This window comes from Sporosarcina ureae, assembly GCF_002101375.1.
In the GTDB taxonomy this organism is placed as follows: Bacteria; Bacillota; Bacilli; order Bacillales_A; family Planococcaceae; genus Sporosarcina; species Sporosarcina ureae_B.
This window is the reverse complement of record NZ_CP015207.1, coordinates 939,879-954,618: the sequence shown is the minus strand read 5'-3', so window position 1 is coordinate 954,618 and position 14,740 is coordinate 939,879. Positions and strand designations below refer to the sequence as shown.

Sequence of the window (14,740 nt, the reverse complement as noted above, 5' to 3'; positions counted from 1 at the left end):
TTGACTGGCCGACTCCTACACGTATGCTACTGCCTGTGGGGTTGGCTTTTTTATCGGGAAATTTTGGAATTACAAGATAGTATCTGCTTTCCACTCTTCGAAAGATCTTCTGCATTTCGATATCATCTAGCAACTAGAAAGAGGAGGAATTACAATGATCGGAACATGGGTCTCTATTTTGCCTCCTATTATCGCCATCGTGATGGTGTTAGTGACAAGGAGAGTATTATTATCATTAGGAGCGGGAATTGTTACAGCGGCTTTACTTTTAGCGAACTTTGCTCCATTTGAGACACTGAAAGGTATATGGAAGGCCATGACAGTTTCATTTTGGGATGGCGGGCTTAATACATACAATATATTTATTATGCTATTTCTATTATTACTAGGTGTCATTACGGCATTCGTCAGTCTATCTGGAGGAAGCGCTGCATTTGCGCGCTGGGCAGTTACGCGTATCCGTACAAAACGTGGAGCCAAGCTGTTGACGATGGGGCTTGGGATTGCAATTTTTGTGGATGACTATTTCAATGCTTTGGCAGTTGGACAAATTGCAAGACCAATTACAGATCAGCACAAAATCTCTCGTGCGAAATTGGCCTATTTCATCGACTCTACGTCGGCACCCATCTGTGTTGTGTCGCCCATCTCAAGCTGGGGCGCATTCTTGATTGGACAACTTGCGCTTATTTTAGGTACGACGGCAGCGGTGAGCTATTCACCATTAACTGCATTCGTTTTGATGGCGCCGATGAACTTCTATGTCATTGCGACATTGTCCATGGTCTTCTTCTTTGCTTGGACGAATAATGACTTCTTTGAGATGAAGAAGCATGAAGATCGCGCCATGAACAAAGGTGAACTATATGACCCAAGTAAAGAAATCCCAGGTCAGTTGAAAGAAGAATTCCCTGAGCATACGCATGGAAAAGTTCGCGATTTGGTTGCGCCGATCTTGACGTTAATTGCGGTGACACTCGGCATGATGATTTTCACGGGCTATAAAGAAGCAGGCGTTTTCGATATTTGGGCAATATTTGAAAATACTGATGTACCGTTCTCTCTAGTAATTGGTGGTGTTACAGCTACTTTGCTAGCTATGTTGTTATATATTCTACAAATGAAAAAGAACGAAACTGCAAGTGTATCATGGATGGGCCGTGCATTGATTAGCGGAGTGAGAGCGATGATGCCTGCTATTCTTATTTTGATTTTCGCTTGGGGATTGACTGAACTAATCGCTTCCCTCGATACAGGTCTATTCCTTTCTACGATGGTAGAGCGTATGAATATTCCTGTCACTTTCCTTCCGGTATTGATCTTCGTATTAGCAGGATTAATGGCGTTCTCGACAGGCACTTCATGGGGTTCTTTCGGTATTTTAATGCCAATTGCGGGTACGATCATGGTCAATGCAGCACCTGAATTATTATTACCGGCATTGGCGGCAGTACTTGCAGGCGCGGTATTTGGTGATCACTGTTCACCGATTTCTGATACGACTATACTTTCTTCTACTGGAGCGGGTTGTAACCATATGGATCACGTATCCACACAGTTACCTTATGCGCTTGTCGCAGCTGGTGTAGCTGCAATTGGGTACATCGTTCTCGGAGTGACTGGTTCTGTCTGGATCGGTTTAGTAGCTGTTATTATTACTCTGATAGTTTTATTTACGTATTTGAGCACCAAAGGTAAGAAACGTTCAGAACAAATAGCATAGTTTCCCTTTTAGACTAAGAGTGATAATTACTTCATTCTTAGTCTAAATTTGTTTTGACATCTCTAATTGGGCTGTTTATACTAAATATACAGAACTAAAGTTGTCAGAATAAATTGAATGGTGAAAGTTTTGTAAAATAACAAAAGAGAGGTGAAGTTGTATGGAGAATCGTTCACAGTGGGGAACGAGAGCAGGTTTTATACTAGCTGCGGTGGGATCGGCTGTAGGACTCGGAAACATTTGGCGCTTTCCTTATGTCGCTTATGAAAATGGCGGCGGCGCATTTTTTATCCCGTACTTATTTGCACTTTTAACAGCAGGTATTCCGATTCTGATCATGGAATTCACGATTGGTCATAAATACCGTGGATCAGCTCCTCTTTCATTCTTCCGTCTGAATGGAAAAAAAGCTGAGTTTCTAGGCTGGTGGGGGATTTTTGTATCCTTCGTTATTTCTACCTATTATGCCGTAATCATTGCATGGGCCATGAAATATACCGTCTACTCATTTAGTTTATCGTGGGGAAAAGACCCGGAAGGATTCTTCTTTGGAGACGTTCTGAGCTTAGCCGATAACCCTGGGGAAGTTGGAGGACTCGTTGGAGGCGTAGTACTACCATTGCTCCTTGTCTGGGTGATTTGTTACATCATCTTAATTGGCGGAGTCAAGAAAGGGATTGAGTTGGCGAATCGGATATTTATTCCTGTTCTTTTCCTACTCTTCTTATTTGTCGTCATCCGCGCCATCACACTTGATGGAGCCATGATTGGACTGGATGCGTTCTTTAAACCAGATGTCGATAAATTACTGAACCCCCGTGTATGGGTTGCAGCGTATGGACATATCTTCTTTAGTTTATCGATCGCGTTTGCAATTATGATCACGTATTCTAGTTATTTACCGAAGAAATCGGATATTACAAATAACGCCTTTATTACAGGTTTTGCCAACTCTTCTGTCGAGTTATTGGCAGGTATCGGAGTGTTTGCCGTACTAGGATTCATGGCAACAAATCAAGGAGTAGATGTAGCAGACGTTGCTACTGCAGGTGTAGGGCTTGCATTCGTCGTATTCCCTGAAATTATTAATCAAATGCCAGGATTAAATGGCCTGTTCGGTGCATTCTTCTTTCTGTCACTGACACTAGCTGGTATCACATCACTCATCTCGATTTGTGAAACGTACATTGCAGGTATGTCAGATAAATTCAATATTTCAAGACGTCGCTCGGTGACGATCGGTATTGGACTGTCAGCAGTCATCTCCATGCTGTATGCAACGAACGGGGGGTTATACTTCCTAGACGTGGCAGATTACTTCATCAACCAATTTGGTATCGCAGTCATCGGTTTAGTGGAAGTTATCTTACTAGCTTGGGTGTTCAGAAAACTCGGATTATTCGAACAGCATGCGAATGCAGTATCAGATATTCGTCTTGGCTGGTGGTGGAAAGTATCGTTATCATTCATCACACCGTTAGTATTGGGTACGATGTTATTCTTCCTGATTAAAGACAATATTGCAGAAAACTATGAAGGATATCCTACATCGTTCTTATGGACGATTGGCTGGCCGGTAGCAATTGGCGCATTCGTGATGTCGATCGTTTTCACCTCATTAAAATGGAAAGACAACACAAGAATCGTATCAGATTATGAAGAAGATAAAGGGGGGCTATAAATGGATACAGGAATGAGCGGCTCTGCAATTCTCATGATGCTACTCGGTGTGACCATCATCTGGGGCGGTCTATTTATTAGCATCTTTTACGCTACGATCCTCAGTAAGTTTCGAAAGAAATTCAAAATCGAATAGTAAACGATGGACACTTGTAACCGGACATTTGGTTGCAAGTGTTTTTTTTGTTGTGAGTTGGCATGAGCTCCTTTCAGTTGTTTCACCAGTGGGGCTATTCTAGCAGAATTCGTCTTTATAGTGCATATCAAATGCTGTCTATAATTGAAGGTTATCTGAATTTATGTTACATTGACATGAGTAGAATCTATCAACAGAATGGAGTCGGTAGCGTTGTCATGCAAACCTGAAACAGGAAGAAAATCTGAGCATGTTAGAAAGCCGGATTGGCTGAAAATTAAGCTAAACACCAATGAGAACTATACAGGTTTAAAGAAATTAATGCGCGAAAAAAACTTGAATACCGTATGTGAGGAAGCACGTTGTCCGAACATTCACGAGTGTTGGGGAGAGCGACGTACAGCTACTTTTATGATCTTAGGGGCTGTGTGTACACGGGCATGTCGTTTCTGTGCAGTTAAAACAGGTTTACCTAACGAACTTGACACCGCTGAACCGGAACGCGTAGCAGAATCAGTTGAATTGATGAATTTGAAACATGCCGTTGTCACAGCTGTAGCACGTGACGACTTGAAGGATGGGGGATCTACGATTTTCGCGGAAACCATTCGTGCGATTCGCAGGAAAAATCCATTTACTTCTATTGAAGTACTGCCATCGGATATGGGTGGAGACATAGAAAACTTGCAACGTCTGATGGATGCAAAACCAGATATCCTCAATCATAATATCGAAACAGTACGCCGGTTAACTCCGAGAATTCGTGCGCGTGCAACATATGATCGTTCACTGGAATTACTTCAACGTGCAAAAAACATGTATCCTGAGATCCCGACGAAATCTTCCTTAATGGTAGGACTCGGAGAGACAGTGGAAGAAATTATTGAGACAATGGATGATCTTCGTGCACACAACGTAGATATCATGACAATTGGTCAATACTTGCAACCAACAAAAAAACACGCTAAAGTGGTAAAATATTATTCGCCTGATGAGTTTGGTGAATTGCGTAAAATCGCAATGTCTAAAGGGTTCTCTCATTGTGAGGCGGGGCCGCTTGTGCGTTCAAGTTACCACGCAGACGAGCAAGTTAATGCTTCGGCTAAAGAAAAACAGCGCCAAGGTGACGAACTGCTGAAACTTGAAGGACAAGCGAGCAGTTAAATGGAAGTGAAGCAGAGAATGGTTATTTTAGAGAATATGCAGTATGAAATTGCAGAAGAGTTTCGCGATGGGTTTAATGAAGAAGCCTTGAACGAACGCTTTAGCGAAGTACTGCTAAAGTATGACTTTATTTTGGGTGACTGGGGATATGGACAATTACGATTAAAAGGCTTTTTCGAAGACCGTAATTCCAAATCTACGTATGAAACGAAAATCAGCACTGTCCAAGATTATATTTATGAATACTGTAATTTCGGTTGTGCTTATTTTATCTTGAAAAAGATTGGGAAAGTAAAAGCAGAACAAACAGAAGTGGAAGCTGTAGCCGAAGCAGCACCTGAAACGGCATCTACTCCAAAAATAGAACAATAAAAATGAAAGCTTCGGGCAAATTTGCTCGGGGCTTTCATTCGTTTTACAATAAATATGGTAAGATAGAAGTATGAAGTATATGAGGAGGAAGAACATTATGTATTTTGTAGATCAAAATCAAATCAATAAAACGTTAGTGTATATGGAGCAGTTAATCGATATTTTTGAAAAGGAAACGAACTGGCTTCAAAGCGATATAAATAAGTTGGCTTTAGAACGAATTGCACATGGCTTGATTGAAGGAATCATTGACGTAGGAAATTCTATGATCGACGGATTCATCATGCGTGATCCTGGAAGTTACGACGATATTATCGATATTCTTGAAGATGAAAAAGTGATAAAATCTGAACAAGCTATTCCATTAAAAGCTTTTATTTCATTACGTCCAATGATTGTCCGCCAATTCGTGGAAGTCGATGCAGATAAAGTAGTCCTATCCATTCGAGAAACGCTTAATGAACTACAACAATTCCCAGGACAAGTTCGAGACTACTTAACGAATGAATTAGGTCCAGTTTCGGCGTTTCTTCCAACAGAATGATGGGCCGATATAACGCGTATTGCTTCGATTTGGATGGCACGATGTATCGCGGTAGTGAACCGATCCAAGAAGCTGTAGATTACGTTGCAGCATGCCAAGCTGGAGGTAAGGGGACGTATTTCATTACGAATAACGCTGCCTTGACACGCACTGCGCAACAGAAGAAACTAGCTGGTTTTGGAGTGAGGACAGAAACGGATTTCATCATAAATTCAGCTACCACACTGGCTCGTTATTGCAAACTGCATTATGATGGCGCCCACGTCATGATGATTGGTGAAGAAGGATTGCGTGAAGCGTTGGAACTTGAAAATATCACAATCACTACGACGAATCCTGATGTGGTGTTAATGGGACTCGATCGTCAGATTACATACGATAAACTTGCGGATGCTTGTCTGGCGATACGTAACGGTGCCCATTTCTTAGGTACCAATCAAGATATCAAATTCCCTACCGAAAAAGGACTAGTACCAGCTAACGGTTCTTTTCTAAAGTTGATGGAAGCGGCGACTGATACGAAGCCGCTTATCGTAGGAAAACCAGAGCCGCATATGCTGGAGTTCATCCGACAGCAAGGTGGGTACGAGAAAGAAGAAATGCTTCTGATCGGCGATAATTATGATACGGACATCATGGCGGGTATTCGCTATGGTATAGATACGGCGTATGTCGCAACCGGCGTCACACCTATGGAAGAAGTGTTAAAGAAGGCACAACCACCTACTTATTTGCTGCATTCACTTGCAGATTGGCTGAAGTAATAAGAAGCGATCTAAGGAGCCGTACCGCTACGGCTTCTTGTGATGGCTTTTTTGTTGTAAATGTTCAATCTGAAACGCCAAAAAAGATGCCTTAAAAGCGCAGTAGCTTCCAAGACATCCTGTTGACTTTATTTTTATTAAAAAAGTGGATTCTCTTCAATAAACTGATAAATTTGCTTCGTCAGTTCATCCGCAGTATCCGCTTCGACAAGTTCACCATTAACAATCGCGTACAACGTATCACTACACTTCGTACAATAGCTCAAACAGCCGTATTCCAGTACGTCGATGTTTGGATCGCGCTCCAACGTTTCAAATACGGGGTAGGCTCCATTTGCCAAATTACTCATACAAAATTCCACGATGGGATTCATCTTTCTCACCTCGCCTACTAGAAATGGTACTCTTTTTTCTCAAAAGCGTCAATGAACATGACATATTGTGAAAGTTATCACAAACTGCTATAATAACAAATAGAGATGCACGAGAAAATAGACATAGAAGGAGAACGTTATGAGAAAATTACTTTTACTAGGTGCCGGCTATGGTAATATGAGAATTTTATTGCGTTTGTTAAATAAAGAATTACCAAGCGATATTGAAATTACACTTGTCGATAGAACGTTATTTCATAGTTTGAAAACAGAATTTTATGCATTGGCAGCAGGAACCGTTTCTGACTCCGAAGTCCGCGTTGCCATTCCTATTCATGATCAATTGAAAGTAGTAGAAGGCGAGATTCAAGAAATTAAGCTCGAAGAAAAACAAGTGTTGTTGGCAAACGGACAAGCACTTGCATACGACGAATTAGTTATCGGACTAGGTAGTGAAGATAACTACCACAACGTGCCTGGGGCAGCTGAACATACGCTAAGTATCCAAACGATTGGAAAATCCCGTCGGACGTATCAAACGTTACTCGGATTAGGCGATGGCGCAACCGTAGGAATCGTGGGTGCGGGACTAAGCGGTATTGAATTAGCGAGTGAGTTACGTGAGAGTCGTCCCGATTTGAAAATTAAATTATTTGATCGTAGCCCGCGTATTTTGCGTGACTTCCCTGAACGATTGAGTAACTTTGTAAAAGGTTGGTTTGATGAGAACGAAGTAGAAGTCGTTGCGAATTCCAACATTACTAAAGTAGGCGAACATATTCTGTATAACCATGAAGATACAATTGATGTAGATGCAGTAGTTTGGACAGCTGGCATTAAGCCAGGTAAGGTCGTGGATGATTTAGTCATTCAGAAAGACCGTTCAGGCCGTATCGTACTCAATCAATATCACCAAGTTCCAAGTTACCGAAACGTTTATGTTGTCGGAGATATTGCCGCGCTCACACACGCACCAAGCGCTCAGTTGGCAGAAGTACAAGGAGAGCAAATCGTTCAAGTTTTACGCTCTACTTGGAAAGGTGAACCGTTGATGCCTGAAATGCCAGAGCTGAAACTAAAAGGCTTTATGGGTTCATTAGGAAAGAAGCAAGGATTTGCGTACTTAGCAGATCGTACCGTAACAGGAAGAATTGCACGTTTAATGAAATCTGGCTTGCTATGGATGTACAAATGGCACAACGGGTAACTCAACTATTTGCAAGTCACTTCCATGAAGTGGCTTTTTCTTTAGCCCTGATAGTGCATTTCATTAATTGGATACAAAAAAGAAGCGGTCAGTTCAATGTAGAACGACCACTTCAATGAATGTATTGTTCTCAATTAATACATCCAATTATCATTTTCTCTATTTATTGTGCTTGATAACCATGTGCTTCTAATGCGTTAAAAACGGGCTTCAGTTGAATATGACCTTCTCCAATCATTTCGTTATTAATCAGTACGAGTGGATAAAAATACTCGTCTTCACGAATTTTCTCGACAATTTCACGCTGCCTGGATTCTGCTAAATCTTGGTCGATATCAATATACGTAATAGTAAACGGTTGTTCAGGGTACTTTCTTGATATCGCTGCTTGTAGCCATTCATACGTATCTTTAGAAGATGGTGCATTTACACAGCTGGCACAGACGATTTCTGCACCATATACTTCGATTGTTACTGGGGATTGTGACATATTACTCAAACCTCCGATTCATTATTGGATTTTTTCTGCTTGGCAGTTTATAATAAGTATAAGGAAAGGAGAGTGTGATTACAATGACAACAGATATTAAATTATATGAGCCGGTAAAAGAAGTGCTAGATAAATTGCGCCCATTCCTCTTGCGAGACGGAGGGGACTGCGAACTAGTGGATATCGATGAAGGTATAGTGAAGCTTCGCCTTTTAGGAGCATGCGGAACTTGCCCTAGTTCGACAATTACATTAAAAGCGGGTATTGAACGTGCATTACTTGAAGAAGTACCAGGCGTAGTAGAAGTGGAACAGGTTTTTTAATTTCATTAAATAAAAAAGCCGTGCAATGAAGTATGACCTTCTTTGCACGGTTTTACTTATTCAGCTCGTTTTATGTGCGGGTTCTTCATCACGGATTTCTTGCCATCGATCTTTCGCCATTTGGATTATTGTAGGTTCGGTCGATTTTTTTTGCGTTTCAATTACACGTGAGAAGTTTCGTATGGCTTCTTCACGATCATGGATGCGCCAAGATAATTCTGCAATTATATATTGCACACGAGTTTCAGACATTTGTGTTCCCATATAATCACCTTCAGAAAATGCTTTTATGTACAGGTCACGTGATATTTCCAGATAACGCATTTCTTTCTGACGGTTTTCATCATTACGATAAATCCAGGCTATACGCAACATCATTCCTGCCATCGTTAAATGCTTTTCTTTTTTAAAGTGGGCATTTAAATACGCTAATTTATAGGCTTCAATCGCTTGTCCTTTCGTCCGTTCGCCACCAAATGAGCGACTATGCCATTTGGCTGTTATATTTTTGGCGATTATTTCTTTTGTGCCGGGCGCAAAGTACGGAACGAAATCATCAGTAAATGCAAAACCGCAAGTCGGACAAACGGCAACATTATAAAAAATAGGATTAACTTCCTTGTTCATATAAATAGGTCTAAAATCGCTATCATGATCAACTACTCTTACTTGGCGAGAACGAATTTTAGTAGTAGGGAAATGCTCTTTACACAGTAAGCACTGCATCTTCTTCTCATAAAATGGGCTGATTTCCACTAGTATCATTCCTTTCTTTCCTAAGTCTTATTATACATTAAAATAGACCTAGTAGGGCGACTATTTGTTTGCATTGTGATGAAAAAGATTGATATGATAAAAAGAAAACGTGGAAAGTGAGTGGTATGAATGACGAATACAGTAGAGATTACAGAAGCAGCAGCATTTCACGTGAAGAAAATGATGACTCATAATGAAGAAGAAGGATCGTTCTTGCGCGTTTCCGTTAATGGCGGAGGTTGTAGCGGGTTAACATATGGTCTTGGTTTTGCCCAAGAGAAAGAAGACGATGACCTTTCTTATACAGCGCATGGCATCCCTGTAGTGATTAAAGAAGAGGATGCAGCTATTCTTGTAGGTACAAAAGTGGATTATAAAGAATCACTAATGGGTGGTGGCTTTACCATCGATAATCCGAATGCCATTGCAAATTGTGGTTGCGGTACTTCATTTAGAACAGCTAAAAAAGCTGGCACACCGGCAGATTGCGAATAAATTAAAACATATCAGTCGAGCAGGATTTGATGGAATTATAAAAATGATCTACTACTAGTCTAAATTGATTATTTGCACAATAATAATTCTGTTGAAATACATGCTCAAAAGGTCTACTATAAGTAATGAAAGTAAGATTCTATATTATCAAACTAAATGCCGACACTGCAAAACCAATTAAGATTGATTTTACACGTACTCGGCGTTTAAGAAACTAAAAGGTGGTTCGATTTACGTGAAAAGACCAACAATCTTAGTATTGGGTGCAGGTTATGGCGGTTTAATGACTGTTGTGAATTTACAAAAGTCATTAGGTACAGATGAAGCAGATATCGTTCTGATCAACAAAAATGACTATCACTATGAATCTACATGGTTGCATGAAGCGGCAGCTGGAACATTATCTCCAGAACAAGTTCGCTATGATATTTCAAGCGTAATCAATAGCAATAAAGTAAAGTTCATCGAAGCAGAAGTTACTGGCATCGATGTGGCGACGAAAAACGTAAAGACGAACCTCGGTTCTCACACATATGACTACTTAGTAATCGGCCTTGGTTTCGAAGGTGAAACTTTCGGAATTCCAGGTTTGGACAAGTATGCACTGTCTATTGCCAATGTCAATGCAGCTCGTCATATTCGTGATCATATGGAATATCAATTCGCTACATGGTCTACTGAAGAAGTAAAAGATGATAGCCGTTTGACTATCATCGTAGGTGGAGCTGGTTTCACGGGAATTGAGTATCTTGGTGAACTAGGAAACCGTGTACCTGAATTATGTGAAGAATATGATGTGCCAGCCAAAAAGGTGCGCATTCTCTGTGTAGAAGCTGCGCCAATGGTATTGCCTGGTTTCGATCCGGAACTTGTGGAATACGCAGTGCGTCAATTAGGCGCAAAAGGTGTAGAATTCTCTATCGGTACACCGGTTGTAGAAGCAACTCCTGAAGGCGTGAAGATTAAAAAAGGCGAAGATGAGTTTGAATTCATCAAAGCGGGTACAGTTGTATGGGCTGCCGGTGTTCGTGGTAACCATTTGATCGAAGAATCGGGTATAGAAAACATGCGTGCTCGCGTGAAAGTTGAAAAAGATATGCGTGCGCCAGGATTCGACGATGTATTTGTAGTAGGTGACTGTGCATTGATGATCAACGAAGCGATTAATCGTCCGTATCCACCAACTGCACAAATCGCTATGCAACAAGGCGAAATAATTGCTAACAATATCATCGCATTGATGAAAGGAAACCCAACTAAAGAATTCGTACCGGATTTAAAAGGTAGCGTGTGTTCTCTAGGTGATTCTGATGCGATTGGTGTAGTATTCGATAAAAAAGTGACGGGTACGAAAGCGTCATTCATGAAGAAAATGATCGATAATCGTGCGCTATTCATGATCGGCGGTCTAGGATTAACGATTAAAAAAGGTAAATTCAACGTTCTCAAATGAATATCGAAAAGCACTCGCATCAGCGAGTGCTTTTTGTATGCATTAAAATAGACAACAAGTCAACCGTGAAAGCAGTCGAAGTAGAGAAAAACATCTGTCAAATTTTAATAATTCATGACATCTGAAAAGAACGTTCTGTGTACACTGTCTCATTCTGTTGAAAGCCATCGCTTCATCCTGTAAAATGTTGAAGTGATGAACTGGAGGTTAGCAAGCATGCAAACTATATCCATAGCACAAGTGATGCTATCGATCTTGATATTTATTGTGATGTTTTTCGGTATCGGTTTTTTATTAAATATGCTGTTACGTATGACGTGGCTTATGGCTATCATTTATCCGATTATCGTGATTTTTATTATTGATGATGTATCGATGTATGAATACATTACGAAGCCTGGTTTTGCTTTTAGTGAGCTAGGGGCGAATATTATGTCGCTGCATGCCGTAGATATCGTGATTTTGGCGAGCGGTATGGTCGGTGCGATTATCGCAGGTTTCGTGATGAAGGTTTTACGCAAAATGGGTTATCAGATGTTCTAATGCTTTTGCTAGGTGTGGACATGAAAAAACGGAGCTGGACAGGAAGTCGTGAATTACGACATCTTGTGACAGTTCCGTTTTTTACGTTGCTTTAGAGATAAAAAGAGTAGAGAAGAAGGGCGCCTTTGATCGACGCTCCAGGCGGATGCTTTCACTTACGATCAACTCGTATATGTTTCTAAATAGAGTGACGAATAAATACTTCCAACTATAAAACGTGAGTCGTCCGCAAGCCCCGTAATGGCTGCGACGTTACAAGATAACGGTATACGTAATGATCGAGATGAGGATACCTGTTAGCGCTCCAAAGAATACTTCGTTTGGTTTGTGACCGAGTAAAGTTTTGAGTTCTTGAATTTTGGCGTCATTGTCTTTCTTCGGCCAGTCTTTCAAGTCACTGACGAATATTTGGAAGTCGGAGCGCATTTGGTTGATGATGACGGCTTGTTGTCCGGCTTGGTAGCGGATGCCGGTTGCATCGAACATAACAATGACTGCGAATATAGCGGATATGGCGAATAGTGGTGAATCTAGGCCCGCTTCGAATGCGATGGCAGTTGTGAGTGCGGTGACTGCTGCTGAGTGAGAACTCGGCATGCCGCCTGTGGAAGTCATGAGTCCGAAATCGAGTTTACGCGTTAATAAAAAATGAATAGGAATTTTTACAAATTGGGCAAAAAAGATGGCGAATAGCGCTGCGAGGAGCGGTATATTTTCAAAAATAGCCAAGTGGTTCCACTCCTTTACTGTCGGTAGTTTAGCAATTAGTATAACATAATTTGGATCTACTCGTTGTATCCAACCAACAATACTTGCCGTTGCTAGTGCTAATCAGACTAGTTTATACTAGTATGGGGAAAGCGTAAAGAAAAGGGGAGGAACCACACATGATAAACGTAGAAACAGCATCCGCAATCGATCAGACAGAAGTAGAAGTACTTATTATAGGCATACCAGATCATCCAGAGAACGTAGAAGGCTTCGATTTGTTCGTTGAATCTTTCCATCCTCTTTTGCCGGATTGGATTAAATCACAGGACGTTCAACAGAAGTTTAAGACGATTACCAAAATGCCTGCACTATCCAAGCAACGTTACGACCGCGTGTACTTTGTAGGCGTCGGCAATCAGAAGCGACTGACAGAACAGCCTCTGCGTGAATTATTCGCTGAGGTAGGTAAACAACTAAACCAAGACCGTGTGCGCACTGTAGGCGTCTGGATAGCGCCGTTTTGCAATGAAGAGATAAATAGTGAGGACGTAGCTTTCCTAGCCTCTGAGGGTATCGGAATGGGCTCATACACATATGAGGGATTCAAGACGTCATCCAATGAAGTAGATATCCCCCTAACTACGGTTACATTTATTACGACGGAAGATGAAGAGCGTGTTACTGCTGCAGGAGAAGTGGGCATGATCTCCGCACATGCGGTGAACGAAGCTAGGACGCTAGTCAATGTACCACCCAATTTGTTGACACCAACTAAGATGGCGGAATACGCACAAGAATTAGCGGAAAGCTATGACTTGGAAATAGATATACTGGGTAAAGCTGAAATGGAAGAGCTTGGTATGGGAGCGATTCTTGCGGTCAATCAAGGTTCAGTAGAAGAACCGAAACTCATTGTTCTCAAGTATCAAGCGACGGAACAGTGGGAAGATGTCGTGGGTTTAGTCGGTAAAGGTATCACGTATGACACGGGTGGCTATTCATTGAAGCCTAAAGACGGCATGGTTGGCATGAAAGGTGATATGGGTGGCGCAGCGGCTGTACTCGGCGCTATGGCAATCATTGGGGAATCACGACCGAAGAAAAATGTGATGGCGGTCATTGCTTCTTCAGATAACATGATTTCAGGTGAAGCGTTCAAGCCGGATGATGTCATCACATCATTAAGCGGTAAGACAATTGAAGTGTTGAATACAGATGCGGAAGGCCGTTTAGTGCTGGCTGATGCAGTGACCTATGCGAAGCAAGCGGGCGCTGAGTATTTGATTGATGTAGCCACACTAACGGGCGGTGTTATTGTAGCACTCGGTAATGATAAAACGGGCACATTGACCAACGATGACGCATTCTATAAAAAATTTCAAGAGGCGGCGGATGAAACAGGGGAATTCATTTGGCAACTGCCATTGACTGAAAGTGATCGTAAGCGGATTCGCAAAAGTGATGTCGCCGATGTAAATAACTCACCAGGACGAGATGGCCATATGATCTTTGGAGGCGGCTTTGTCGGAGAATTTGTTGGAGATACACCATGGATTCATTTAGACATTGCAGGTACGTCTGACGCGGCCAGTCCACATGCGCTCGGTCCGAAAGGTGCGACGGGCGTTATGGTCCGTACATTGGCGACCTTTGTGGAGCGCTTGGCTGCTGAAACAGAACAACAAGAATAATTTGATATAGGCGCTTTCCTCACTCCTTCTTCCCGGTTGGTCATAGGATAGAGGGAAAGGGGGAGCTTGGATGACAAGACATAATTATAGAGGTGGATACGGTGGCGGTCGTGGTCATCATGGTGGCGGCTATGGCGGCGGATTTGGTGGTTTCGGCGGATTCGGGGGTCCTTTCCTAGGTGGTTTAGTTGGCGGATTTTTAGGTAATGCTATTTCCCCGGGCTATGGTTACGGTGGAGGATATTATCCACCTTACTACAACAGCTATCCATACTATCCGCAACCATATTACCCTTATTATCCATACTATTAAA

General features: G+C 41.8%; 18 protein-coding genes. 14 read left to right on the top strand and 4 right to left on the bottom strand.

Going from position 1 to position 14,740, the window contains the following annotated elements; translation table 11 throughout:
• Positions 1–154 precede the first annotated feature (154 nt).
• The 7 genes from SporoP8_RS04715 to SporoP8_RS04690 all read left to right on the top strand — a co-directional run bounded on the left by SporoP8_RS04715 (position 155) and on the right by SporoP8_RS04690 (position 6,383).
• Positions 155–1,723, top strand: coding sequence for a Na+/H+ antiporter NhaC family protein (locus SporoP8_RS04715; RefSeq protein WP_085131447.1), 1,569 nt, complete (start codon positions 155–157; stop codon positions 1,721–1,723).
• Positions 1,724–1,883: 160 nt separating this feature from the next.
• Entirely contained in the window at positions 1,884–3,404 is a 1,521-nt protein-coding gene (locus SporoP8_RS04710; RefSeq protein WP_085131446.1) for a sodium-dependent transporter, read from the top strand.
• A complete protein-coding gene (locus SporoP8_RS16465) occupies positions 3,405–3,539 on the top strand; it encodes a methionine/alanine import family NSS transporter small subunit (RefSeq protein WP_232319208.1) in 135 nt (44 codons plus the stop codon). It abuts the gene before it with no gap.
• Positions 3,540–3,737: 198 nt separating this feature from the next.
• Complete coding sequence (lipA, locus tag SporoP8_RS04705) at positions 3,738–4,703, top strand: lipoyl synthase (protein WP_085131445.1); 966 nt, start codon at positions 3,738–3,740, stop codon at positions 4,701–4,703.
• 18 nt (positions 4,704–4,721) lie between these two features.
• Positions 4,722–5,075 (top strand): YutD family protein, encoded by a 354-nt coding sequence (locus SporoP8_RS04700; RefSeq protein ID WP_085133557.1) that lies wholly within the window; start codon positions 4,722–4,724, stop codon positions 5,073–5,075.
• 97 nt (positions 5,076–5,172) lie between these two features.
• On the top strand, positions 5,173–5,619 hold the full coding sequence (locus SporoP8_RS04695; RefSeq protein WP_085131444.1) for a DUF86 domain-containing protein: 447 nt from the start codon (positions 5,173–5,175) through the stop codon (positions 5,617–5,619).
• 41 nt (positions 5,620–5,660) lie between these two features.
• Positions 5,661–6,383, top strand: a complete 723-nt coding sequence (locus SporoP8_RS04690) for an HAD-IIA family hydrolase (RefSeq protein ID WP_232319207.1) — start codon at positions 5,661–5,663, stop codon at positions 6,381–6,383.
• Between the two features lie 137 nt (positions 6,384–6,520).
• Here SporoP8_RS04690 and SporoP8_RS04685 read toward each other — a convergent pair whose 3' ends face one another.
• Positions 6,521–6,757 carry a YuzB family protein gene (locus SporoP8_RS04685; protein ID WP_085131442.1) on the bottom strand — a complete coding sequence of 79 codons (237 nt, stop codon included), beginning with the start codon at positions 6,755–6,757 and terminating at the stop codon, positions 6,521–6,523.
• Positions 6,758–6,896: 139 nt separating this feature from the next.
• Here SporoP8_RS04685 and SporoP8_RS04680 point away from each other — a divergent pair, with 139 nt between their 5' ends.
• On the top strand, positions 6,897–7,964 hold the full coding sequence (locus tag SporoP8_RS04680) for an NAD(P)/FAD-dependent oxidoreductase (RefSeq protein WP_085131441.1): 1,068 nt from the start codon (positions 6,897–6,899) through the stop codon (positions 7,962–7,964).
• 163 nt (positions 7,965–8,127) lie between these two features.
• Here the strand turns inward: SporoP8_RS04680 and SporoP8_RS04675 are convergent, their stop codons facing one another.
• A complete protein-coding gene (locus SporoP8_RS04675; RefSeq protein WP_085131440.1) occupies positions 8,128–8,454 on the bottom strand; it encodes a YuzD family protein in 327 nt (108 codons plus the stop codon).
• A gap of 83 nt (positions 8,455–8,537) precedes the next feature.
• Between SporoP8_RS04675 and SporoP8_RS04670 the strand changes: the two genes are divergently transcribed.
• Positions 8,538–8,777, top strand: coding sequence for a NifU family protein (locus tag SporoP8_RS04670; RefSeq protein WP_085131439.1), 240 nt, complete (start codon positions 8,538–8,540; stop codon positions 8,775–8,777).
• 60 nt (positions 8,778–8,837) lie between these two features.
• Here SporoP8_RS04670 and SporoP8_RS04665 read toward each other — a convergent pair whose 3' ends face one another.
• Entirely contained in the window at positions 8,838–9,542 is a 705-nt protein-coding gene (locus SporoP8_RS04665) for a DUF2225 domain-containing protein (RefSeq protein ID WP_198166070.1), read from the bottom strand.
• Between the two features lie 120 nt (positions 9,543–9,662).
• On the opposite strand from SporoP8_RS04665, the gene SporoP8_RS04660 reads away from it, so the two are divergent.
• The 3 genes from SporoP8_RS04660 to SporoP8_RS04650 all read left to right on the top strand — a co-directional run bounded on the left by SporoP8_RS04660 (position 9,663) and on the right by SporoP8_RS04650 (position 12,024).
• Complete coding sequence (locus SporoP8_RS04660; protein ID WP_085131438.1) at positions 9,663–10,028, top strand: HesB/IscA family protein; 366 nt, start codon at positions 9,663–9,665, stop codon at positions 10,026–10,028.
• 235 nt (positions 10,029–10,263) lie between these two features.
• On the top strand, positions 10,264–11,481 hold the full coding sequence (locus SporoP8_RS04655; protein WP_085131437.1) for an NAD(P)/FAD-dependent oxidoreductase: 1,218 nt from the start codon (positions 10,264–10,266) through the stop codon (positions 11,479–11,481).
• A 216-nt stretch (positions 11,482–11,697) separates the two neighbouring features.
• Complete coding sequence (locus tag SporoP8_RS04650; RefSeq protein ID WP_085131436.1) at positions 11,698–12,024, top strand: YuiB family protein; 327 nt, start codon at positions 11,698–11,700, stop codon at positions 12,022–12,024.
• A 252-nt stretch (positions 12,025–12,276) separates the two neighbouring features.
• On the opposite strand, the gene SporoP8_RS04645 is transcribed toward SporoP8_RS04650, so the two are convergent.
• Positions 12,277–12,753 (bottom strand): divergent PAP2 family protein, encoded by a 477-nt coding sequence (locus SporoP8_RS04645; RefSeq protein ID WP_085131435.1) that lies wholly within the window; start codon positions 12,751–12,753, stop codon positions 12,277–12,279.
• 158 nt (positions 12,754–12,911) lie between these two features.
• Between SporoP8_RS04645 and SporoP8_RS04640 the strand changes: the two genes are divergently transcribed.
• The gene (locus SporoP8_RS04640; protein WP_085131434.1) at positions 12,912–14,426 is read left to right on the top strand and encodes a leucyl aminopeptidase; all 1,515 of its coding nucleotides are present in this window, start codon (positions 12,912–12,914) and stop codon (positions 14,424–14,426) included.
• A gap of 70 nt (positions 14,427–14,496) precedes the next feature.
• Positions 14,497–14,739, top strand: coding sequence for a hypothetical protein (locus SporoP8_RS04635; RefSeq protein ID WP_085131433.1), 243 nt, complete (start codon positions 14,497–14,499; stop codon positions 14,737–14,739).
• Position 14,740: the final 1 nt, after the last annotated feature.

Coding starts and splice junctions, on each gene's coding strand:
- SporoP8_RS04640 (WP_085131434.1), top strand. CDS start 12,912: ATGATAAACGTAGAAACAGCATCCGCAATCGATCAGACAGAAGTAGAA.
- SporoP8_RS04685 (WP_085131442.1), bottom strand. CDS start 6,757: ATGAATCCCATCGTGGAATTTTGTATGAGTAATTTGGCAAATGGAGCC.
- SporoP8_RS04680 (WP_085131441.1), top strand. CDS start 6,897: ATGAGAAAATTACTTTTACTAGGTGCCGGCTATGGTAATATGAGAATT.
- SporoP8_RS04660 (WP_085131438.1), top strand. CDS start 9,663: ATGACGAATACAGTAGAGATTACAGAAGCAGCAGCATTTCACGTGAAG.
- SporoP8_RS04675 (WP_085131440.1), bottom strand. CDS start 8,454: ATGTCACAATCCCCAGTAACAATCGAAGTATATGGTGCAGAAATCGTC.
- SporoP8_RS04670 (WP_085131439.1), top strand. CDS start 8,538: ATGACAACAGATATTAAATTATATGAGCCGGTAAAAGAAGTGCTAGAT.
- SporoP8_RS04665 (WP_198166070.1), bottom strand. CDS start 9,542: ATGATACTAGTGGAAATCAGCCCATTTTATGAGAAGAAGATGCAGTGC.
- SporoP8_RS04695 (WP_085131444.1), top strand. CDS start 5,173: ATGTATTTTGTAGATCAAAATCAAATCAATAAAACGTTAGTGTATATG.
- SporoP8_RS04650 (WP_085131436.1), top strand. CDS start 11,698: ATGCAAACTATATCCATAGCACAAGTGATGCTATCGATCTTGATATTT.
- SporoP8_RS04690 (WP_232319207.1), top strand. CDS start 5,661: ATGTATCGCGGTAGTGAACCGATCCAAGAAGCTGTAGATTACGTTGCA.
- SporoP8_RS04715 (WP_085131447.1), top strand. CDS start 155: ATGATCGGAACATGGGTCTCTATTTTGCCTCCTATTATCGCCATCGTG.
- SporoP8_RS04710 (WP_085131446.1), top strand. CDS start 1,884: ATGGAGAATCGTTCACAGTGGGGAACGAGAGCAGGTTTTATACTAGCT.
- lipA (WP_085131445.1), top strand. CDS start 3,738: ATGGAGTCGGTAGCGTTGTCATGCAAACCTGAAACAGGAAGAAAATCT.
- SporoP8_RS04700 (WP_085133557.1), top strand. CDS start 4,722: ATGGTTATTTTAGAGAATATGCAGTATGAAATTGCAGAAGAGTTTCGC.
- SporoP8_RS04635 (WP_085131433.1), top strand. CDS start 14,497: ATGACAAGACATAATTATAGAGGTGGATACGGTGGCGGTCGTGGTCAT.
- SporoP8_RS16465 (WP_232319208.1), top strand. CDS start 3,405: ATGGATACAGGAATGAGCGGCTCTGCAATTCTCATGATGCTACTCGGT.